The sequence below is a fragment of the Capnocytophaga endodontalis genome (assembly GCF_002209445.1).
In the GTDB taxonomy this organism is placed as follows: Bacteria; Bacteroidota; Bacteroidia; order Flavobacteriales; family Flavobacteriaceae; genus Capnocytophaga; species Capnocytophaga periodontitidis.
This window is the reverse complement of record NZ_CP022022.1, coordinates 2,745,152-2,768,804: the sequence shown is the minus strand read 5'-3', so window position 1 is coordinate 2,768,804 and position 23,653 is coordinate 2,745,152. Positions and strand designations below refer to the sequence as shown.

The 23,653-nt window shown below is 36.6% G+C and carries 19 protein-coding genes; all 19 read left to right on the top strand.

Annotated features, from left to right (window positions below):
• Positions 1 to 77: 77 nt before the first annotated feature.
• The 19 genes from coaBC (at position 78) to CBG49_RS12400 (ending at position 23,634) form a co-directional block, all read left to right on the top strand.
• Entirely contained in the window at positions 78 to 1,250 is a 1,173-nt protein-coding gene (gene coaBC / locus CBG49_RS12490; protein WP_088594727.1) for a bifunctional phosphopantothenoylcysteine decarboxylase/phosphopantothenate--cysteine ligase CoaBC, read from the top strand.
• On the top strand, positions 1,247 to 2,515 hold the full coding sequence (locus CBG49_RS12485; RefSeq protein WP_157668400.1) for a hypothetical protein: 1,269 nt from the start codon (positions 1,247 to 1,249) through the stop codon (positions 2,513 to 2,515). Before coaBC ends, CBG49_RS12485 begins: the two co-directional genes overlap by 4 nt.
• Before the next feature lie 76 nt (positions 2,516 to 2,591).
• Positions 2,592 to 3,473 carry an ACP S-malonyltransferase gene (gene fabD, locus CBG49_RS12480; protein ID WP_088594725.1) on the top strand — a complete coding sequence of 294 codons (882 nt, stop codon included), beginning with the start codon at positions 2,592 to 2,594 and terminating at the stop codon, positions 3,471 to 3,473.
• Entirely contained in the window at positions 3,470 to 4,237 is a 768-nt protein-coding gene (locus CBG49_RS12475; protein ID WP_088594724.1) for an ABC transporter ATP-binding protein, read from the top strand. The genes fabD and CBG49_RS12475 overlap by 4 nt, the downstream gene beginning before the upstream one ends.
• 79 nt (positions 4,238 to 4,316) lie before the next feature.
• Entirely contained in the window at positions 4,317 to 4,847 is a 531-nt protein-coding gene (locus CBG49_RS12470; protein ID WP_088594723.1) for a ferritin, read from the top strand.
• Complete coding sequence (locus tag CBG49_RS12465; RefSeq protein WP_088594722.1) at positions 4,847 to 5,863, top strand: NAD-dependent epimerase/dehydratase family protein; 1,017 nt, start codon at positions 4,847 to 4,849, stop codon at positions 5,861 to 5,863. Before CBG49_RS12470 ends, CBG49_RS12465 begins: the two co-directional genes overlap by 1 nt.
• A gap of 31 nt (positions 5,864 to 5,894) precedes the next feature.
• A complete protein-coding gene (locus CBG49_RS12460) occupies positions 5,895 to 6,575 on the top strand; it encodes a TIGR02117 family protein (RefSeq protein WP_088594721.1) in 681 nt (226 codons plus the stop codon).
• A gap of 9 nt (positions 6,576 to 6,584) precedes the next feature.
• Positions 6,585 to 8,861, top strand: a complete 2,277-nt coding sequence (locus CBG49_RS12455) for an N-6 DNA methylase (RefSeq protein ID WP_088594720.1) — start codon at positions 6,585 to 6,587, stop codon at positions 8,859 to 8,861.
• Positions 8,848 to 10,176 carry a restriction endonuclease subunit S gene (locus CBG49_RS12450; RefSeq protein ID WP_088594719.1) on the top strand — a complete coding sequence of 443 codons (1,329 nt, stop codon included), beginning with the start codon at positions 8,848 to 8,850 and terminating at the stop codon, positions 10,174 to 10,176. Before CBG49_RS12455 ends, CBG49_RS12450 begins: the two co-directional genes overlap by 14 nt.
• A gap of 3 nt (positions 10,177 to 10,179) precedes the next feature.
• Positions 10,180 to 12,303 carry a DUF4357 domain-containing protein gene (locus CBG49_RS12445; protein WP_088594718.1) on the top strand — a complete coding sequence of 708 codons (2,124 nt, stop codon included), beginning with the start codon at positions 10,180 to 10,182 and terminating at the stop codon, positions 12,301 to 12,303.
• Between the two features lie 2 nt (positions 12,304 to 12,305).
• Positions 12,306 to 13,304 carry a tetraacyldisaccharide 4'-kinase gene (gene lpxK, locus CBG49_RS12440; RefSeq protein WP_088594717.1) on the top strand — a complete coding sequence of 333 codons (999 nt, stop codon included), beginning with the start codon at positions 12,306 to 12,308 and terminating at the stop codon, positions 13,302 to 13,304.
• Between the two features lie 30 nt (positions 13,305 to 13,334).
• Positions 13,335 to 13,886, top strand: coding sequence for a thioredoxin family protein (locus CBG49_RS12435; RefSeq protein ID WP_009413494.1), 552 nt, complete (start codon positions 13,335 to 13,337; stop codon positions 13,884 to 13,886).
• A gap of 348 nt (positions 13,887 to 14,234) precedes the next feature.
• A complete protein-coding gene (locus CBG49_RS12430) occupies positions 14,235 to 15,398 on the top strand; it encodes a sigma-54-dependent transcriptional regulator (RefSeq protein ID WP_088594716.1) in 1,164 nt (387 codons plus the stop codon).
• A gap of 32 nt (positions 15,399 to 15,430) precedes the next feature.
• Entirely contained in the window at positions 15,431 to 16,081 is a 651-nt protein-coding gene (locus tag CBG49_RS12425; RefSeq protein WP_088594715.1) for a SanA/YdcF family protein, read from the top strand.
• Positions 16,082 to 16,161: 80 nt separating this feature from the next.
• Positions 16,162 to 16,518 carry a 4Fe-4S binding protein gene (locus tag CBG49_RS12420; protein ID WP_009414230.1) on the top strand — a complete coding sequence of 119 codons (357 nt, stop codon included), beginning with the start codon at positions 16,162 to 16,164 and terminating at the stop codon, positions 16,516 to 16,518.
• 52 nt (positions 16,519 to 16,570) lie between these two features.
• Positions 16,571 to 18,244 (top strand): vWA domain-containing protein, encoded by a 1,674-nt coding sequence (locus CBG49_RS12415; protein WP_088594714.1) that lies wholly within the window; start codon positions 16,571 to 16,573, stop codon positions 18,242 to 18,244.
• 45 nt (positions 18,245 to 18,289) lie between these two features.
• Positions 18,290 to 19,543 carry an NAD(P)/FAD-dependent oxidoreductase gene (locus CBG49_RS12410; RefSeq protein WP_088594713.1) on the top strand — a complete coding sequence of 418 codons (1,254 nt, stop codon included), beginning with the start codon at positions 18,290 to 18,292 and terminating at the stop codon, positions 19,541 to 19,543.
• A 432-nt stretch (positions 19,544 to 19,975) separates the two neighbouring features.
• Positions 19,976 to 21,445 carry a vWA domain-containing protein gene (locus CBG49_RS12405; protein ID WP_418219541.1) on the top strand — a complete coding sequence of 490 codons (1,470 nt, stop codon included), beginning with the start codon at positions 19,976 to 19,978 and terminating at the stop codon, positions 21,443 to 21,445.
• 185 nt (positions 21,446 to 21,630) lie between these two features.
• On the top strand, positions 21,631 to 23,634 hold the full coding sequence (locus CBG49_RS12400) for a DUF3857 domain-containing protein (RefSeq protein WP_088594711.1): 2,004 nt from the start codon (positions 21,631 to 21,633) through the stop codon (positions 23,632 to 23,634).
• Positions 23,635 to 23,653: the final 19 nt, after the last annotated feature.

Sequence of the window (23,653 nt, the reverse complement as noted above, 5' to 3'; positions counted from 1 at the left end):
ATTTATAAATTGTTTGTTAGGCTTTAAGCAGTAAGCACTCGCTTGCCGTTTAAAGCCTTTTTCAATCTATTTTAATTATGAATATAGTACTTGGTGTCACAGCTGGAATTGCCGCCTATAAAACGCCTCAGTTAGTGCGCTTGCTCACTAAAAAAGGATACAATGTAAGGGTAATCCTTACCGAAAATGCAAAGGAGTTCGTAACGCCTCTTACCCTTAGCACTGTGTCTAAAAATCCTGTGCTTACAAGCTTCTCATCTCCCGAGGGTAATTGGCATAGCCACGTGGAGTTAGCACTCTGGGCTGATACAATGCTCATCGCTCCTGCTACGGCTAATACCATTGCTAAAATGGCTCACGGGATATGTGATAACTTACTATTGGCTACTTATTTCTCCGCTAAAGCACCCGTATTTATTGCTCCTGCAATGGATTTGGATATGTATGCCCACCCTACGGTTACCGAGAATTTAGCAAAATTAGCATCCTATGGTAATCACATTATTCCCGCAACTTATGGCGAACTCGCTAGCGGACTTGTAGGACAAGGACGTATGGCTGAACCCGAAGATATAGTCCTGTTTTTAGAAAATACACTCTCCAAAAATCTTCCTCTTAAGGGTAAAAAAATACTTATCACCGCTGGTCCTACTTATGAGGCTATCGACCCTGTGCGTTTTATAGGAAACTTCTCCTCTGGCAAAATGGGGATTGCTCTTGCTAATGAAGCCGTACAACAAGGTGCTGAAGTACATTTAGTGTTAGGACCATCTTCTGAAAAGAATATTCACTCACAAATACACTTGCATCGTGTGGTAAGCGCGCAGCAAATGTATGAAGCTGCTGTAACCGAATTTCCTTCTTGCGATATTGCCATTCTCGCCGCAGCCGTCGCCGATTATACCCCCGAAACTGTAGCCCCCGAAAAAATTAAAAAGAAAGGCGGTAATCTCAGTCTAACCTTAGTTCCTACCGTCGATATATTAGCATCTTTAGGGAAAATCAAAACGAACCAGATACTCATAGGTTTCGCCTTAGAAACTGAAAATGAGGTAGCTAATGCCCAAACTAAATTGGAGAAAAAAAACTTAGATGGTATTGTACTCAACTCATTGCGCGATGCAGGGGCAGGTTTTGGTACCGATACTAATAAAGTTACTTTTATTACTAAAAACGAGCAAAAAGCTTTTCCACTCCAACATAAATCTACAGTAGCTTTTAATATTTTAAAAGAATGCCTAAATATATGAAAAATATCACTCTGTTTTTGATCTTATTTGCAAGTATAACATTGCAAGCTCAAAAAGTGCATTTGGATAGTGTACAAACAAAACTCTTTGCTATAAATGGATATAGAGGGGGAAGCTATACTACTAAACAATACTATGACTCCTCCAAACGTAAACTTATTAAGGAATATTCTTCGATGATAGGAAAACCTTATGTTACAAAGTCTATTTATTTCTATGATAAACAAAATCAACTGGTTTTATATGAAGAATACACTCGAAAAAAAGGTAGTGATAAGTGGAAAAAAGTGAAAAAAGAAGAGTATGTGAATGATAAAGATAAGAAAATTACTTCTTCTTATAATGTTTTTAGAAATGAATGGATAAAAGAACGAAAAGAAGAACTTATCAAAAAAGGAAAGTTCTTCTTTTATACAAAATATGAATGTACTGAAGGCTCTAAATGGCAACCCAAAACCCAAAGTATATACTTACAGAATAAACAAAACAAAACTACTGAACTTACTCATTATAGTAGAGATGAAAATAAAAATCAGTGGTTGCCTCAAAAGAGAATCATAACAGTTTATGAGAATGATACTATAAAAAAATCAGAGTTAAAATTTACTTATAAAACTGATAAATGGGTTGAAGAAGCAAAATATGAATATGCTGAGGATACTATTGTTGGTGCTTATTCTATTTACAGTGAAATGCTTAATGGCAAATGGATTCCTAAAGAGAAAAACAGCACAAAATTAACTCTTAACCCTACAAAAATATCTCGTTTAAGACAAAAATGGAATGAAAAACAACAACAGTGGGAAAACGACTACCTTCTAGAAGAAAAATATAATGAAAATGATTGCTTGCAAGCGTATATTCATAGTAACTGGGATAAAGAAAAAGATGTTTTTGCAATGATAGAACAACAATCTTACCAGTATGATACTCATAAGAATATGACTGAAAAACTCTCTATTTTTAATGAAGTAAAAAAAGATAAAATAAAAACCGTAAACCAATATGACGCACAAAATAACCGCATACTCACTATTGATTATCGCTATAATTTTGACACTGATAACTGGGAAGAAGAGAATAAAATAATCTATGAGTATAACACTTCTATCTTGCGTAAATCAATAGTAGATGAAGGTGCATTAGGAACTGTAGGTTTTGATTCTACTCACGCTCTCTTTAGTGCTACATTTTACTATAAACGGCAAGGAGAATATCAAAAAGAATATGAACTGCATTTTTATTATAGTGAGATAAAAAAATAAAATATTCCACTCAATATTTTGCAATTCTATAAAAAAAACAGTAGCTTTGTAATTTCTAACAATAAAAATAAAATAAATGAAATCATACATCTTCCCTGGTCAAGGAGCCCAATTTGTAGGTATGGGGCTTGACTTATATGAAAAATCTGCTGAAGCCAAAGCGCTTTTTGAAGCGGCTAATGGCATTCTCGGATTCTCCATTACCGATATAATGTTCAGTGGTACTGATGAAGACCTTAAGCAAACTAAAGTTACCCAGCCTGCAATCTTCTTGCACTCAGTAATCCTTAGTAAGGTGCTCGGTAAAAATTTTGCTCCTCAAATGGTTGCAGGACATTCATTAGGTGAATTTTCTGCTTTAGTAGCCAATGGAACCCTCTCATTTGAAGATGGTTTGCAATTAGTAGCCAAACGTGCAGCAGCTATGCAAAAGGCTTGCGAATTACAACCTGGTACAATGGCTGCCGTATTGGGTTTAGAGGATGCTAAAGTGGAAGAACTTTGTGCAACAATCGACGGGATTGTAACTCCTGCCAACTATAATTGTCCAGGTCAGTTGGTGATTTCAGGCGAACTCAAAGCAGTAGAAGCGGCTTGCGAAAAGATGAAAGAAGCAGGAGCTAAGCGTGCTCTTGTATTGCCTGTAGGCGGAGCTTTTCACTCAGTACTGATGAAACCTGCTGAAGAAGAATTGGCTGCAGCAATTGAGCAAACAGCATTCCACAAACCATTATGCCCTGTATATCAAAATGTAACCACTACAGCCGTAAGCGATGAAAACGCTATCAAAACCAACCTTATCAAGCAACTTACCGCTCCTGTGAAATGGACACAAAGCGTACAACAAATGATTGCTGATGGCGCTACCGAATTTATTGAAGTAGGACCTGGTAAAGTACTACAAGGTTTGGTGAAAAAGATAAATAAAGAGGCTGTGGTAGCCTCGGCTGAACTATGATACAAGTAGAAAATTTACATAAATCTTTCAATGGAACTGAAGTGCTGAAAGGCATTTCTACTACATTCGAGAAAGGCAAAACAAACCTTATTATTGGGCAAAGTGGTTCAGGGAAAACAGTATTCCTCAAATCACTCTTAGGACTCTTTACCCCCGATTCAGGTGACATTATCTACGATGGAGTGAAGTATGCCGATATGAAACGCAAAGAACAAGTAGCCCTCCGCCAAAAAATGGGAATGGTATTTCAAGGTAGTGCCTTATTCGACTCGATGACGGTACTCGAAAATGTGATGTTTCCTTTGAAGATGTTTTCCCAAAAATCAGCTGATGAAATCCGTGAACGCGCTGATATAGTGCTCAGTAGGGTGAATTTGGTAAATGCTGAAAATAAATTGCCTTCAGAAATTTCTGGAGGTATGCAAAAACGGGTGGCTATTGCTCGCGCTATTGTAAACAATCCTAACTACTTGTTCTGCGACGAACCTAACTCAGGTCTCGACCCTAAAACCTCTATCGTAATAGATAACCTTATTCAAGAAATTACCCAAGAGTTCAATATTACCACTGTTATCAACACTCACGATATGAACTCCGTAATGGAAATAGGGGCTAAGATTGTTTTCTTGAAAAATGGATACAAAGAGTGGGAAGGCTCTAAAGATACGATTTTTCGTACAGATAATGAAGCCGTTACTGATTTTGTCTATTCATCGGAACTCTTCAAAAAAGTGCGAAAGGCGTATTTGGAAGAACACGTCTAAATTACAACTCTTTTGTCCGTATTTAGCAAATAATTACTATCTTTGCGCCCACTAAAAAACTTAAAAACAATTTATTAAAATGACAAAACACAAGTACACCAGATCGCAAACTAGTTTGCACCCTGAAATCATCGACCTATTGAATGAACAGGTAAGTAAAGAAGCTGAAGCAAGCTCTCTCTACTTAGCTATGGCTTCTTGGGCTGAATATAATGGCTACTCTCGCAGTGCCGAGTTCTTTTATGACCACGCTGTAGAAGAAAGAGATCACATGATGAAAATCTTCCGCTTCCTCAACGAAAATGGCGCACGTGCTTTTGCTCCTAAAGTAGGTGAGGTACAACAAGAATTTGATTCACTTAAGGAAGTTTATGAAAAAACTTTGGAACACGAAATCAAAGTAACTCAATCTATCTTCGCAATCTTCAAAAAAGCACGCCAAGTAGATGATTACGCTTCCGAAAACTTCTTGCAATGGTTCGTTCAAGAACAGTTAGAAGAAGAACGTTTGGTACACTCTATCCTCGACCTCTTCGAATTCTACAACGAGAACGATTCGCCTATTGCTCTTAAACTTATCGACGAACGTATTCCTTTAGACGAAAAATAATGATTTTAGTAACTGGCGGAACAGGGCTGATTGGTAGCCGCTTGCTTTTTTACCTTACTCAAAACAAGGAGCATAAAGTAAGGGCTATCTATCGCAGTGCCCATTCGTTAGAGAAAGTCGAACAACTTTTTATACAACAATCCCCCAATGGAGCGGAACAGTTCCGCTCTATTGAGTGGGTACAAACCGATATAAGTAACATTCCTGCACTCGAACAAGCGTTTGCGAATGTTACTTTTGTTTTTCACTGTGCAGGCTTTATCTCTTTCCAACCTAAAGATTTTGCTCAGCTCATCAAAGTAAATGTCGAAGGAACGGCTAATATTGTAAACTTGTGTATTGACTTTAAGGTAAAAAAACTCTGTTATGTGAGCTCTGTAGCTACCCTTTCGGCTTTGCCTCACACACCTATTGACGAGGAAAACGATTGGAATAGCGAAGAAAATAATACTGATTATGCTATCAGTAAAAATGGTGGTGAGATGGAAGTATGGCGCGGCTCTCAAGAAGGATTGCCAGTGGTTATTGTAAATCCTTCAGTAGTATTGGGTGCTGATTTCTACGAACAAGGCTCTGGCTTATTGTTTAAAAAAGTAGTTAACGGACTAAAATATTACCCCACAGGAGGTACAGGTTTTGTCGCGGTAGACGATGTCGTACGCGCAATGATTGCCTTACAATTCTCCGAAGTTACGAGAGAACGCTTTGTGCTGAATACGGCTAACCTTACTTATCAATCACTTTTTGAGAAGATAGCCAAAGGATTAGGAGTGAAAGCTCCTACTAAAAAGATTTCTCATAAAGTATTGCGTCGTTTCGCGCGTTTAGATGGCTTTTTAAGTTTCTTGGGTATCAAAAAGCGAACCCTCACTCTCCAAACAGCCGATGCTCTCGGATTAGTAACCACTTATAATGGTGATAAAATCAAACAATTTGTTGATTTTCAATACAGCGACATTGATGAAGTAATCCAAGAGATTTGTCATAAAATAAAAACTATGCACTCACATCTGTAGAGGCTTTTTACGTTGAACTCACGTTAATTTTATGATTAAAAAACTTTTAAAATATTTCCTAAAAACCCTACTCTTTGTGGTAGGTTTTATAGTGCTCTATGGGGTACTGTGCTTGCTGTTGCCATTAATTCCCATTTCTGCAGAAAAAACAACTGAACCCAAAACTATTACCATCTACCTTCTCTCTAACGGAATGCACACCGATTTGGTACTACCTACTCAAAATGAGTTTATAGATTGGACAACTAAAGTTTCTCCTGATGATACCAAAGGAAAAAAGAGAGGCGATTGGTTGGCTTTTGGTTGGGGCGACAAAGGCTTTTACCTTAATACCCCTACTTGGGCTGATTTAAAGTTCTCTACAGCAGTAAAAGCTGCTTTTTGGATGAGTGATTCGGCTATGCACACCACCTATTTAGGAGGTACAGAAGGATATGAAAAAGTAGCACAACTAACTCTTACACCTACTCAATACAAGCGCTTGATAGGCTATATCGACCAGCAGTTCGACAAAGATGCACAAGGTAAATATATACCTATACCCACCAATGCCGTTTATGGCACTACCGATGCTTTCTACGAAGCCAAAAGTACTTACAACTTTCTCTATACCTGCAATACTTGGGCAGACTATGGGCTTCGTGCTGCCGGACAAAAATACGCCCTCTGGACAGCTACCGATTCAGGAATATTTAGGCATTATAAACATTAATTTTTTAAAATGAAAGTTCAAATAAAAGATAATAAAATTTTTGCACCATTAAAGGATAAATGGTTGGTATTGAAACCTGAAGAAAAAGTACGACAAGAATACATTTGCCGTTTGGTTAATTCCTATGGTTTTGATCTGAAACAAATGGAGCAAGAAGTAGGAGTTACTAACTCTCAAAGAGGGCAAGGAAGAGCAAGAGCTGATATTAATGTCTATAAAAGCGAAGCTGATAAAATAGCCTCCAAAAGTCCCGTGATTGTAGTAGAATGTAAAGCTGAACATATTACAATTCGCGAAGAGGATTACTTTCAAGGTTACAACTATGCTTCGTGGGCAGGTGCTGATTTTTTTGTAACAACCAATCTAAAAGAAACTCGTATATTTAGGGTTATCAAAGGGCATATCCCTAAAAAACTTGAGGAAGTAGTCAATATTCCTACTGCTGAAGAAATGAAGAGTGAAAAAAAAATAAGTGAGCTCTTAAAACAGACCAAAGCGTTTACTCGAGATGAGTTTTCTAAACTACTTTTTAAATGCCATAATATAATTAGGAATAATGATAAACTTTCACCTGAAGCTGCTTTTGATGAAATTAGCAAGATACTATTCATAAAAATTAGATATGAAAGAACAAACTCTGAAAATCAAATATTTTCATTAGAAGCATTCAGAGCTGATAAAGAAAGTTATGACAAATATAAATCTAAGGGAGATAAAGATTTTTATCAACTTTTGTTTGAGAAAACTAAAGAAGATTTTAGAGATGATGACCTTTTTGAACCTACTGAAATCATTAGAATACGAGAGAATAGCTTTGAAGCTATTGTAAAAGAATTAGAAATATACAATCTTTCCACTACTTCCGATGATGTAAAAGGGATCGCTTTTGAACAGTTCTTAGGAAAAACATTCAGAGGAGAATTAGGACAGTTTTTCACCCCTCGGACTATTGTGGATTTTATGGTGGAAGTCTTAGATCCTCAAGAAACAGAAACTATTTGTGACCCTTGTTGTGGTTCAGGTGGTTTCTTAATAAAAGCCTTCGAGTATGTCCGTGCAAAAATAGAAGCTAAAGTCCAACAAGAAAAAGAACTCATCAAACAAGAATATTACACTGAAACCTACGAAAAACTATCAGATTCCGAAAAAGAAAAAATAGACGACAAAGTAAATAAATTCTTCTCTCAGTTAAATGAAGAACTCAATATCAACAATGACAAAAGCCGAATTAGAACATTGAGTTATGATTGTATTTTTGGAACCGATGCCAACCCTAGAATGAGCCGTACCGCCAAAATGAATATGATAATGCACGGTGATGGTCACGGAGGTGTACACCACAATGATGGGTTACTAAACGTAAACGGCATTTTTGAAAACCGATTTGATGTGATTCTTACCAATCCTCCTTTTGGAGCACGTGTAGAGAAATCACTGAAAATTACAGAAGCTGATAAATATACTGATGAAGAACGTATCAAAAAATACCAAAAACGATATGGTGATGAGTATAATAAAGCATTAAAGCAAGTGAATAACAATATAGGGAAACCTCTCGTGAGTCTCTATAAAATGGGGGCAATGAGTACCCTTACTGAAGTGCTTTTTATAGAACGATGCTTGAACCTGCTCAAACCAGGAGGTAGAATGGGGATAGTACTTCCTGAAGGTGTGCTTAACAATAGTAATTTACAAAAAGTACGAGATTATATAGAAAGCAAAGCAAAAATATTGCTAATCGTATCTATTCCTCAAGATGTGTTTATAGCAAGCGGCGCTACGGTAAAACCTAGTTTGTTGTTTTTTAAAAAATTTACAGAAGAAGAAGCGCTACAATATGCAAGTATTAAGAGCAAAGCAACTATCACAATAGAAGCTAAATATGCTGAGGAAGTAGCAAATATCCAACAGAAATTAGCTAAAAAAGGCAAAGAAGCATTACCTGCAGAAGAGAAAAAACAACTGAAAGCCGAATTGAAAAATATTGAAGCTAAAAAAGAACGAGAAATAAAAGCTATTGTTAAAGAAGAGTTTAACTATACTATTCCTATTGCTGAAGTAGAAAAAGCAGGTATTAGTACGACAGGGGCTCGTATAGATAACGAATTAGATCCCTTGGCTAAAGAATTTAAAAAATATACTTCTGAAAATCATCTGTGGGAAAAACTTACCGAAAGCGTTCAGTACGATGTAAAAGGTGAGTTTGTATATCGCATTCAAATAGCAGATAAAGAAGTTGGTGAACCCGAAATTTTCTATCAGAAAAGCAAGTATGAAAACTTATAAGAAATTAAAATTTGTAGAATTAAGGGAGTTAGGTTTTTGGGATACTAAGAGATATTTAAACATATCTGATAAAAAATTTAAAAACAATATTACTCTCTCAGATGTGTTAATTCCTTATAAAAAGAGAATATCTAAAAGAGAGATGATAGAAAAGAAATATGCTATTATCTCTAAGATTAATTTTGGAGGAGAACTTTTTTTAAGAGATTTAAATAACATAGAAAATTATAAAGGAGATATTTATTTAGTTCCTGATAATAGTATTATTTATTCGAAAATTAATGTAAAGCACGGTTGTATTTTTTATAATGATAAAGAGAATACTCCTTTTGGTGTTAGTTCTGAATATCCTATATTTACATTTGATAATACAATAGTTTCTGGTAAATTTTTGCAGAAATTATTAAGGACTCAAGAATTTAAGAAACTTTTAGACTCTAAAGCTACAGGTATTTCAAAAGCAAGAGTAAAACAAGCAGACTTTTTAGCAACAAGAGTTCCTTTACCTCCTTTATCCGAGCAAGAAACCATTGTAAAAAACTATTACGATAAAATAACTCAAGCTACAACTTATGAGCAACAAGCTGAAACCTTAGAAAAAAACATTGAAAACTATCTATTTGAGAGTTTAGGAATAGAAGAATTAGATAAAAGAAAAAAAATAGGCTTAAATATTATAGAGTCAAAAAGAATGGAACGTTGGGATATACCTTTTTTAATGGGAGAAAGTTCTTTGAAATCAAAATATTCTATTCATAGAATGGGAGAATACATTGTAGAAATTGCAACAGGAACAACTCCTCCTACAAGTAGAAAAGAATATTTTAGAGGAGATATCAATTTTTATACTCCTTCAGATATTAACAATAAGATTTTATTGAATGCTGATAGAAAAGTATCGCTCTTAGCCGTTAAAGATAAGAAAGTAAGAGTGTTTAAGAAAAACACTTTATTATTTGTAGGCATAGGTTCAACTGTTGGGAAAGTAGGTATAATAGGTAATGAATTTGCAACAAGCAATCAACAAATTACAGGATTTAATGTTGATGAGAATATGCTATTAACAGAATATGTTTATTATTACTTCACTTATTTTAAGAATGTAACAACTAAGGAACAAACAAAAGCAACCCTTCCTATAGTAAATCAGGAGAAAATAATGAATATATTAATTCCTATTCCTCCTAAGGAAACTCAACAAGCTATTATAAACCAAATAGATACTTATAAAAATGAAATAAAAATCTTACGAGAACGAGCAACACTCCTAAAACAACAAGCAGAACAAGAATTTGAACAAACTATATTCAGCTAAATTATGAGAATTAAAGAAATTAAAATAGCTAATAAAGCCTTTAAAAACCTTGATGTTTCATTAGAGAACAATACTTCAGGGGTAATGGCTTTTATAGGAAACAATGGCAGTGGAAAAAGTAATTTGTTAGAAGCTATAAGTGCTATTTTTAAGCATTTGTACGACAAGAAGGAAAAGGATATTCCCTTTAATTTTTCATTAACCTATATAATAGGAAGTAGTAAGGATATAGTCAAAATTACCAAAAAGGGCTCTTCTGTTACCACAGAAATAAATAGCCAATCAAAATCTGACCCTTATAACTATCTTCCTAAACAAATTGTAGCTATCTATAGTGGTGAAGAAGATAGATTGTGGAAAAAATATTATTTGCCTACCTATCAAGAATACATTGCAAAAATAGGAGTTGAAACCTATAATAATATGCCAAAAATGTTGTATATCAATAAGTTTTATTGGCATATATCTCTGTTGTGTTTGTTGTTAAATCAGTTCAATAACTTAGAGGATACTTTTTGTAGTGAAATCTTGGGGATAGAAAATACTAACTCTATTAAGTTTTCTTTTAATAAAGCGAATTATAAAAGTTATAAAGATAGTATTGTTAAGCAATTTATCAGTAAAATAGATAAAAAACAAGAGTACACCTTAGAAGAGTTGAGAATGATTATTGAACAAGAAGGATATACACTTATAGATGTTTACAAATTCTTCTATATTGCTTTTACACCTGCTGACCAAAAAATGCTTCAAGACATTGTTATAAAATACAATAATGAAAACTTAGAAATAGAAGATTTTAGTGAGGGTGAAAAGAAAATGATACTCATCAAAGCAGCTTTAGAATTTGCTGCACAAGAGGACAGTCTATTTATACTTGATGAACCTGATGCTCATATACACCTTAGCAATAAAATGCAAATCAAAAAAGTGTTAGAAGAGTATGAACAAAACAGACAAGTGATCATCACTACCCATTCACCTACCTTAACCGATTGCTTAGACAATGAATCTATCTATATGCTTGATAGAGGAAAACTTATCTCTGCTGAAAAGCAAAAAGTTTTAGAGAATATCTCTGGAGAATTTTGGAATAGATTTCAACAAAATACATTTATTTCTTCCAAAAGTCCTATTATACTATTAGTAGAAGGTAAAACCGATAAGGTACATATTAATAATGCTTATAAAGCATTAAAAGAAGAGTATCCAAATTTGAATTTCGATATTTTTGATATGGAAGGAGTTGCAAATATTAAACCTTTCCTATCTAGTTTATATTTAGTTGATTTTCAAAAAGATAAATTGTATATTGGTATTTATGACAATGATAGAGCAGGCGATGATGCTTATGGCCAGTTCAAAAAAATTGAAAATGAAAAATTTAAAGGGGTAAATGAAAATAATGACAAAAGAAATCTATTCTATTTTGTTACAAGGTTACCTAAGCCAGAAGGAATTACTTGTGAATGCACTATTGAAACAATGTATGAATATACTAAATGGGAAGAAGCTTATCAGCAAGCTATAGTAGAACTATCAAATCAGAATAGAGGTACATCAATAATAGATTATTCTAAAAATGTATTGAACAAAGCAAAAGATATTATTGCAGAAAACTCTAATAGCTTTGTAAAAGAAGATTTTAAGAATTTTAGAAAGCTATTTGATTTAATCAAAGAGATTGCCCAATATGCAAAAACTTTAAAAGATAATACAATCACCAACGAAAAGCCTAAAAATACAGAATCTAATACTCCTAAATCTGTTCTACAAGCAAATGTGTTACCTCAAAATACTATAGAAGTGGTTTTAAAAACACAGAATGTAGATGCATTAGCTTGGTATAATACCCAATCTGGCGAAATTACATTAAAGAAGGGAAGTAAATTAGCTTTGGAAGTCGTTGATAGCTATAAGAAGCAAGAAAAACAAAGGCTTAAAGAGTTAAAGAAAATTGCAGAACAAACAGAGAATAACTACATTCTTAAGGAGGATAAAAAGTTCAGATCTCCATCAGGTGCTGCTTGTCTTGCATTAGGAAGAAATGCAAATGGCTGGAAGGAATGGATGATTAAAGAGAATAATAAAATCTTAGATGTTATACGAAATGCTAAAAAGGATTGATAATGAAACTAATATTTAAAATAGTTCTTTTTCCCTTTGCTGTGCTCTATGGTCTTATCGTTCGTCTGCGCCATTGGTGCTACAATGTTGGCATTTTTAAAGTACATACTTTTGTGGTGCCTACTATTTGCGTGGGCAATGTGGCGGTAGGAGGGACAGGCAAGAGTCCAATGGTAGAATACCTTATCCAAAAATTCCAAAATCGTCATAAAATAGCTGTCCTCAGTCGTGGCTACAAACGCAAAACCAAGGGATTCCTCTTAGCTGATAAAACCTCTACTGTTTTGGATTTAGGTGATGAACCCTTTCAATTCTGGCAAAAATATAAGGATATTATTTTAGCAGTCTGTGCGAATCGCGTTGAGGGTATCCAAAAAATATGCTCTTTACCTACCCCTCCCAATCTCATTATCTTAGACGATGCTTTCCAACATCGCCCCGTAAAAGCAAAAATCAACATAGTACTCACCGCTTATGCACAGCTCTTTACAGATGACTGGCTACTGCCAATGGGGCGTTTACGCGATGTAGTAAGTCGAGTGCAACAAGCGGATATAGTGGTAGTAACCAAATGTCCTACTACCTTATCTCAAAGTGAACGCTCCCTTATAGAAAAGCAGTTGCAAAAAAAAGCACATTGCCCTATTGTTTTTGCTACTATAGCTTATGATGAACAAGTGTTCAAAGAAGATGAAACGATTTCTTTGTCAAACTTTATCAAAAAACCTTTTACTTTGGTAACAGGTATTGCCAATCCGCAACCTCTATTAGCGTATTTAAAAGAACAAGGAGCAGATTTTCAGCACTTAAACTTCCCCGATCATCACCATTTTAGTTCAGAAGAAATCCACCAATTGCAGGACAAGCGCATTCTCACTACCGAAAAAGACTATGTGCGCCTCCAACCTCATTTGCAAAACTTATATTACCTGCCTATAGCAATGCAATTCCTCACCCCCGCTGATGAACATATATTTGGCACGGTTTTTGAAAATCTCTAAAAACAAAATAATTACAAACTTTTATCAACTATGACAAAAAAACTCATCGCTATTGTAGCTTTTGTTTTAACAGCTACTGCTACCCTCGAAGCTCAGGAAATTAAATGGATGACTTTTGACCAAGCTATTGCTGCTCAAAAGAAAAAACCTAAAAAAATATTCGTCGATGTATACACTAATTGGTGTGGACCTTGCAAAATGTTAGCTAACAACACCTTTAAAAACAAAGACTTAGTAAACTATGTAAATGATAACTACTATGCTGTGAAATTCAATGGTGAAGGTAATGAAGTAGTGAACTACAAAGGTCAAAAGTTTGAGAATAAGGATTATGATCCTGCAAGAGCTCAATCACGCAACTCTCTCCACCCACTCACTAATTACTTGCAAGTACAAGCTTATCCTACAATGGTGTTCTTAGACGAGAAAAACGATTTGATAACAGGGCTTACTGGCTATATGTCACCTACCCAATTAGAACTCTACTTGAAAATGTTTAAAAACGACGAACATAAAAGTATTACTACCCAACAAGAGTTCCAAGTATATCAATCAAAGTTCAAACCTACATTCAAAAACTAATAAATACACTTTTTCATAAACACACGCGAAAAACTCTTGACATTTTGCCAAGAGTTTTTTAATTTTTTATTATCTTTGCCACATAAATAACGTCAGTTCGATATAACAGAATATTGATTTACAGCTTTATATCATAATATATTCACAAAATAATTCACCGTCAGGTGAAAATTCGTGAGATAATAAAAAATAAAGACTTTTATGCACTCCCAATTTCGTGGAAATTCGTGTAATTCGTGGGAGATTTAAAACATTTTACTGATTATTTAATAATTACTTACGTCGAACTCACGTTAAATAGACAAATTAATGCCCGTGCAGCTCGCACTAAATTGACAAATTAGAATTATGGCAAAAATACTTATCATAGAAGACGAATCGGCTATTCGCCGTGTGCTCAGCAAAATATTAGTAGAAGAAAGCAAAGAGTACGAAGTAGAAGAGGCGGTTGATGGCATCGAAGGCGTAGAGAAACTCAAAAAAGAGGACTACGACTTGGTACTTTGCGACATCAAAATGCCTAAAATGGACGGTATGGAGGTACTCACCGAGATTAAGAAGGTGAAACCTGAAATCCCTTTTGTAATGATTTCTGGTCACGGCGACCTTGAGACAGCTGTAAATGCAATGCGTCTTGGAGCTTACGACTATATCTCAAAACCACCCGATTTGAACCGCTTGCTCAATACAGTACGTAACGCACTTGATAAGAAGAAGTTAGTAGTAGAGAATAAACACCTCAAAAAGAAGGTGAGCAAGAGTTATGAGATGATAGGAGAGAGTGCTCCTTTGCAACAAATCCGTCAGATGATAGAAAAAGTAGCGCCTACCGAAGCGCGTGTCCTCATCACGGGCTCTAATGGTACAGGTAAAGAGTTAGTCGCTCACGCTATTCACTACCAAAGTGAGCGCAGTGAAGCCCCTATGATAGAGGTGAACTGTGCTGCTATCCCCTCAGAACTGATAGAAAGTGAACTCTTTGGGCATATCAAAGGAGCGTTTACTTCAGCAGTAAAAGACCGTGCAGGTAAGTTTGAAGCTGCTAACAATGGTACGATTTTCTTGGATGAGATAGGTGATATGAGTCTATCTGCACAAGCCAAAGTATTGCGTGCTTTGCAAGAAAATAAGATTACCCGTGTAGGTAGTGATAAAGATATCAATGTAGATGTACGTGTGATAGCTGCAACCAATAAAGATTTGAAAAAAGAAATAGCTGAAGGTCGTTTTCGCGAGGATTTGTACCACCGTTTGGCAGTAATTCTTATTCGTGTGCCTTCACTCAATGAAAGAAGAGATGATATTCCATTGCTTATTGATTATTTTTCAGTAAAAATAGCCGAAGAACAAGGTATTAGTCCTAAGAAATTTAACAAAAAAGCGGTAGAACTCCTCCAAAAACAAGATTGGACAGGTAATATTCGCGAATTGCGCAATGTAGTAGAACGGCTTATCATCTTAGGAGGTAAAGAAATCTCTGAAGACGATGTCAAAGCCTTTGCCGGTAAGTAACCTCTTACCTCTTACTTCTTACCTAAACAAAAATGAACAAAATAAAATCTTTTCTAAAACCCTTAAAAACCAAACGTTTCTGGAAAGTGACCGCTCTACTATCGCTGTGGTTACTCTTGGTAATCATCGCTTGTAATGTGCAGGTAACCAAAGAGACTAAAAACTTGTTGTACACTCAAGTTGCTGAGGTGCCTGCGCATAAAGTAGGTTTGCTCTTAGGAACCAATCCTTATTTAAAAAGTGGTGTGCCCAACAAGTATTTTCTTTATAGAATAGAAGCAGCTGTGCAACTATATGAGGCAGGAAAAATTGAATATATTTTGGTCAGTGGCGACAATCATAGAAATGACTACAACGAGCCCGAAGAAATGAAAAGAGCCTTAATAAATAAGGGGATCCCCGAAGAACGTATTGTCTTAGACTATGCAGGTTTCAGAACCTTAGACTCGGTAGTGCGAGCTAAAGAAGTATTTGGCTATGATACATTTATTGTTATCTCACAACGTTTTCACAATGAGCGAGCCCTTTTCTTGGCAAAGCACCACGGCATACAAGCTATTGGTTTTGATGCGCAAGATGTTACTGCCTACTACGGTTTTAAAACACGTGTACGCGAGTATTTAGCACGCACTAAACTCTTTGTAGACTTGTGGTTCGAGGTACAACCAAAATTCAAAAAGTAGCAAATTAACAAAAAAATATTATCTTTGCGCCCTTTCCTACCTCCCAACCTCTAAAACTCTCTAATCACTAACAACTAAAAATGGCTATAATAATAACTGATGATTGTATCAACTGCGGGGCTTGTGAACCCGAATGTCCTAACAACGCTATCTACGAAGGTGCTGATGATTGGCGCTATAGCGATGGTACTGCCTTAAAAGGACGTGTGGTATTACCGAGCGGATTGGAAGTAGATGCCGATGAGCCTCAACAAGCTATTAGCGATGATATTTATTTTATCATTGCCGATAAATGTACCGAGTGTATAGGTTTCCACGATGAACCTCAATGTGCTGCGGTGTGCCCTGTAGATTGTTGTGTACCCGATGATGCCCACCAAGAAACAGAAGATGAACTCTATGCTAAAAAACGCTTTATTCACAACGAAGAAGCTTAGTTTGGCATAACATTTGACTTTATAAAGGTAAGATTTTTAATGTATTACCCTTATGAAAACAAATGTATCTTTAATGCTGTTATCAGCTTTGTTATTAGCGGCTTGTGGTAACCCCGAAGGTCACCGAAATTCAAGCAATTTAGCCAACCAGCTTCCACCTCCTGCACCTTCTACAACAGTGGAAGAACTTACAGCGAACAAAATGGCTTCGCCTGAAACACCACCTCCGCCACCCCCACCACCTGCGTATGATGCTGTAGTAGAAGAAATGGAAATTGCCAATTCTGAAGAACCTTCTCAACAGCAACCGCGTAGTAATGAAACCTACAAAGAGATTTCTGAAAATGCATTTGTAGCAGTAGCGCAACAACCCGTTACCACTTTTTCTGCCGATGTAGACCGCGCTTCGTATGCTAATTTGCGTCGTATGTTAGGTTATGGTCAGTTACCTCCTAAAGATGCCATTCGCATAGAGGAGATGATAAACTACTTCGATTACGACTATCCTGCACCTACTAAGGAGGCTACTTCTCCTTTGCGCGTGACCCCCGAATTAGCTCCTACACCTTGGAATCCTAAGCATTTGCTATTGCGCATTGGTTTGCAAGCTAAAAAATTGGATTTGGCTCAAGCTCCACCTTCTAATATTGTTTTCCTAATTGATGTATCGGGCTCAATGGATGAGCCTAACAAGCTCCCTTTGCTAAAATCTTCATTCAAACTCTTGCTCACTCAGCTCAAACCTACCGACAGAGTGGCGATTGTAACTTATGCCAGCGGTACAAAAGTAGCCCTTTCGTCTACTCCTGTAAAAGAGAGACAAAAAATAGAAAAAGTACTTGATAATCTGTATGCAAGTGGTTCTACGTCAGGTAGTAGTGGTATTCAGTTAGCTTACAAAGAAGCTCAAAAAAACTTCATTAAAAATGGTAATAACCGTATTATTTTAGCTACTGATGGCGATTTCAATGTGGGGATTAGTAATCCAAGAGAGTTAGAAAAATTCATTGAAAAACAGCGCGAAAGTGGTATTTATATGTCAGTTTTAGGTTTTGGTATGGGTAATTATCGCGATGATATGGCCGAAACCATAGCCGATAAAGGCAATGGTAATTACGCTTATATCGATGATCTTACCGAAGCTAAAAAAGTATTGGTAAACGAGTTTAGCGGTACGCTTTTCGCCGTAGCCAAAGATGTGAAACTGCAAATCGAGTTCAACCCTAAATACGTGAAAGAGTATAAGCTCATAGGTTATGAAAACCGTATACTTGCTAATGAGGATTTTACTGATGATAAGAAAGATGCAGGTGAAATAGGCGCAGGGCATACTGTTACAGCCCTCTATGAACTCATTCCATCGGAAGGTAAAGTGGCTCAAAATCTCCGCTACCAAACAAAAGAACTCAACGAAAAAGGTAAAGGCAATGAGTTAGGATTCCTCAAAATACGTTATAAAGACCCTAAGGTAAAAGATGCTAAAAGTGTAGAAGTAACCGAACCTTTGTTATTTGCTAAGAAATCTTTAAATGAGACTTCTGTAGATTTTCGCTTTGCAGCCAGTGTAGCCGAGTTTGGTATTCTCTTGCGCGGCAATAGCAATAAAGCCCAAGCTACTTATGACCAAGTAGTAGAATTAGCTAATGGTGCTATAGGCAAAGATGAAGAAGGCTATCGCAAAGAATTTGTGCGCTTGGTAAAAAGTGCAAAATTGTTGGCTAAATAGTAAAAAAATACTATATTTGCCCCGTGCTTTAAAAAAAAAGTTTTTATGAAAAAAGAAGTAACTGATGTATTAGTAATAGGCGCAGGACCTTCAGGTTGTGTGTCAGCTGCCTATTTGCATAACAATGGCGTAAAAGTACGCGTAGTAGAAAAAACTAAATTTCCGCGTTTGGTAGTAGGGGAGAGCCTTATTCCACGTGTGATGGATCATTTTGACGAAGCAGGACTTTTGCCTGCCTTGGAAGCTCAAAAATATGAAGTAAAATGGGGGGCTCGTTTTATCCGTGGAGAACAAGTATGCCAGTTTGATTTTGGTAAGAAATACGGCAAAGGTTGGGATTGGACGTGGCAAGTACCTCGCGCCGATTTCGATAATGTTTTGGCTCAAGAAATCATCCGCAAAGGCGTACCTCTTAGTTTTGAAACTGAAGTTACGAACGTGCAGTTTTTTGATGATCATCAAGTTACTACCGTAAAAGACAAGAATGGGGAAGTGTATGAAATCACCTCTAAATTCGTCATCGATGCTAGTGGTTACGGTCGTGTATTGCCTCGCTTGTTAGACTTGAATGCTCCTTCTAAATTAGACGATCACTCTGCTATATTCACTCATATCAAAGAAGATAAGGTACGTCCTGAAGGTGAAGAAGGAACTCTCATTTCTTTTGATATTTTAGAAAGAGAAGTATGGCTTTGGGTGATTCCTTTCTCTAATGGCAATACCAGTGTAGGGGTTGTAGGACCTACGCACTACATAAATAGTCTATCAGCTTCTGGCAATACTACTGAAGCTTTGCACAAGGCTATCGTAACCTCAGATTTTTACAGAGAGCGCTTCCAGCATTCCGATTTTCTATTTGAACCTAACAAGATACAAAGCTACTCTTGTTCAGTGAAAAAACTCTTTGGCAATGGCTTTGTACTCACCGGTAACAGCACCGAGTTCTTAGACCCTGTATTCTCATCAGGGGTGGCTTTTGCTACCGAATCGGGTATGTTAGCAGCCAAATTGGTAAAACGCGAACTTGCCGGAGAAAAAGTAGATTGGCAAAAAGAATACACCGACTATATGCAACGTGGTATTGATGTGTTCACTTCTTATGTAAGAGAGTGGTATACAGGTAATTTGCAAACACTCTTCTTCCATCAACCTGCTAATGAGGATGTAAAAGAAAAAATCTGTGCTGTATTAGCGGGTTATGTATGGGATACCACCAATCCGTTTGTAGCCAAACATAAGCACATCATCGAAAATATGGCGTACGCTATCAACAACGGCTTAGGAATGAAAGAAGCATAAAAGTTTTATACTTTCAAAGAAGTTATCCCAAAAGTCCTAAAATCGCTTTTACATCACAAACTTTGTCAAAGTCCTTAGACTTTGATATATAAGTATATGAATATGATTTATGTAGGGGCGTTTTGCAAACGCCCCTATAAAATAACATCAGTTCGATATAGAAGAATATTGATTTACAGCTTTGTATTATAATATAATATATTGACAAAATAATTCACCGTCAGGTGAAAATTCGTGAAATTCGTGGGAGATTTAATTACTTACGGAATAATACCTAATATGAAAAAAAATATAGCTCTTTGCCTTTTATCAACATTGCTTTTAGCTAGCTGTTTCAATAAAAATAAATACTCCGAGAGTAGTGGAGAGCTCATAGGTCGTAGCCCAAGTCATCCAGCTGATAAACCTAAAATGATTCGTAGTGACCAAATGATGCTTAAAGCTAATGTAAAAGTTGAAAAATCTCCTTATTACTTCCCCGAATACCAAAAAGGAGAAACCTATAAAGAAATTAAAGAAAATGGTTTTGTAGAAGTGGTAAATCAGCCAGTTTCTACCTTTTCAGCCGATGTTGATAGAGCTTCGTATACCAATGTACGCCGAATGATAGGCTATGGGCAATTCCCTCAAAAAGATGCCGTGCGCATCGAGGAAATGATCAATTATTTTGATTATAATTATCCTCAACCTACTGCCGAAACAAAATCGCCTTTGCGTGCGTCAAGCGAATTAGCACCAGCTCCTTGGAACGACAAAAATCTCTTGTTGCGCATTGGCTTACAAGCTAAAAAATTAGATTTATCACAAGCACCTCCTTCTAATATCGTCTTTTTGATTGACGTATCGGGCTCAATGAGCGACCCTAACAAGTTGCCGCTGCTCAAATCGTCTTTCAAACTCTTGTTAGGTCAGTTAAAACCTACCGATAAGGTAGCTATTGTTACTTATGCCAGTGGTACAAAAGTAGCCTTGCCTTCTACAGCTGTAAAAAACAGAGAAAAAATAGTAAAAGTATTAGATGAGTTGGTGGCAATGGGCTCAACTTCAGGCGAAAAAGGAATACAACTCGCTTATGAAGAAGCCAAAAAATCTTTTATTAAAAAAGGAAATAACCGCGTGATTCTCGCTACCGATGGCGATTTCAATGTGGGGATTAACAACACTGAAGAACTGACTAAATTCATCGAAGAACAACGCGAAAGTGGTATTTATATGTCAGTTTTAGGTTTTGGTATGGGTAATTACCGCGATGATATGGCTGAAACCATAGCCGATAAAGGCAATGGCAACTACGCTTATATTGATGATCTCACCGAAGCTAAAAAAGTATTGGTAAATGAGTTTGGTGGTACGCTCTTCACTGTGGCTAAAGATGTAAAACTACAAGTAGAATTCAACCCTAAGTATGTGAGAGCCTACCGATTGATAGGTTATGAAAATCGTATGCTTGCCAAAGAAGATTTTACTAACGACAAAAAAGATGCAGGCGAAATAGGAGCAGGGCATACTGTAACTGCTCTCTATGAATTAGTGCCTTCTGATGGTAAAATAGCTCAAGATCTCCGTTACCAACATAAAACCCTTAACGATCAAGCAAATAGTGGCGAGGTAGCTTTCCTCAAAATACGTTATAAAGACCCTAAAGAAAAGGATGCTAAAAGTGTAGAAGTAACCGAACCACTGCCTTTCAACAACAAAAAACTCTCTGATACTTCTGTTGATTTTCGCTTTGCAGCTAGTGTAGCCGAGTTCGGAATGCTGTTGCGCGAAAGCGATAACAAGGCCAATGCTTCCTATGAACAAGTAGTAAAATTAGCTGAAGGAGCTACAGGCAACGACCCCGAAGGTTACCGCAAAGAGTTCGTGCGTTTAGTAAAAAGTGCACAACTATTAGCAAAATAATCAAAAAAGTATTACCTTTGCACCCTATTAGCTTTAAATACTGCAATGGAATAGTTTATCTTTATAAATATTCACTTTTGCAGCTTGTCCCCTTCGGGATTGTTGGCAATTGCCGAGTAAGTGAGTCGGGGGCTTTCTCTCTCTTATATAATTAAAATACAAATTTTTAAACTCTAAACAAAAAAGTGCAAACAGAAGAAAAAGAACTATACAGCTTCGCCGAAGCAGCTGATTGGACAAATTCCCTTTCTGATAACGAAATGGTACAACTTTTAGTAGAAACCGACTTCTCCCGCGAACAAACCGATGAGGGGCGCGACTACTGCTATTTCCTACATAAATACAGCAAAGTAGACGATAATAGTACTTCTGACTATACGTTGATGGCTTATACCCTTACCCAACCCGAAAACTTGGAACGCGCTTCAATGTACGATATGATACTCGAAGAAAATGAGTACTTTAGCATCCATCGCATCAGTGTGTATCGCAACGGTCAGCTAATTGACAAAACAGCTGATACTACTATAAAAGTATTGGACAACGAAGGGCAAAGTGGTCGTGGTATTATCAGCAGTTCTAAAAAACTGAACTTCTCTATCAAAGACCTTCACCTCGACGATATCCTCATTTTGGAAGACACTAAAGAAAAAGTGTTTACTGAAAAAGAGTTTTTGCGCCGTGACTTTATGAAGTATGTATATGTAACTCCCGATACTTATTGGGCGTACGGCAAATACCACTTCAAGCTCATCAACAATCGCAACAAACGCGTGGCTTATAAAGATGTATTCTTCCGCGACGAGCAGGGTAACGTAATCCCAAGTCAGGTGAAATACTTAGCACAGGGTGAAGCATTTGAGATAGTACAAGAAAACTACATCAACCCAGTAGACCCTAACCGTGAAATCTTCCCTTTTATAGATTTCGCTACCGATAGTACTTGGAAAGACTTGTCTAACTATATCTATCCGCTTTACGAAGAAGTATTCAAAGCGCAACCCGCTGATTTTGCCCCTGATTTAGTGGAGAAACTCAATGGTATGGCTACCCTCGATGAGAAATTGCAATACGCTATAGAGTTCGTGCAAAACAACATCTACTACGTGTACAACGCCGATGAGATGAACGGACACAAACCTCAAGCGCCTGCACTTACTTACCAAAATAAGCAAGGTGACTGTAAAGCGAAATGTGTATTGTTAAAATCTATACTCAACTATCTTGGTGTAGAGGCTTCAGTGGTATTGGTGAACTACAATTCCGATTATTATATGCAGTTCTACCTCCCTTCATTGCTCTCGTTCAACCACGTGATAGTGAAAATCAACTATAAAGGAAAAGAGTACTTTGTGGACGCTACTGCTCGTAATGAGTTTGGTAGATTGGAGAAACGCGCTGTGATTTCTTTCTGTCACTTTATGGAAATCTTGCCTAACCAAGAGCTACAAGTACGTAAACCTACTTATTTCGATGATTTTTGTATAGATGAACGCATTACCTTAGAAGCCAAAGGCAATATAGGTAAAATTCAACTGCTTACTACTTATCGTTATAATCGCGCTAATTCTATGCGTAGTTACTTCAAGTCGAGCAATAAAAACGAACGTTTGGACAGCTGGAACAACTCTTTGTTCTACGCACTCAACTATGTAAATGACCGCAAAGGCAAAGATTTCCGCGAGATTTTCAAAGATGCTACCTTGCAAATAGTAAAGGATGACAAGGTGGAAAATGAATTTGTCGTGAAGTACGAAGCAACTATTGAGCAACCTTACTTCATTGATAGCGAAGGTCGTCGTTTCTTGATGTACTACGATGGTAGTGTGTTGAAAAATAGCATTCGTGAACACCAGCACAGCGATGCGAGCTTCTGGCACAACTTCGATAGCGAGCGTTATGAAATTGAACTCAAAACTGATGAGAATATCGATACTAAGGAAAAATACACCGTACAAGAGTGTGATATCAAAAATGAGTATTTTACTCATAAAACCCAAAAGTTCATCACTAAAAACTCTGGTAAGGTGATTGTAGAGTACAATCCGCTCACAAATATCGAATTGCCATTGCATAAGTTAGAACCTATCCGTGAAGATTATCACACTATGGCTGATAGTAATTTTGGTATCGGTATCGATGTGGTAGAAAAAGGATTCTTAAATTCCTTAAAACGACTTTTTAAATAAGGAAATTTACATACAACTT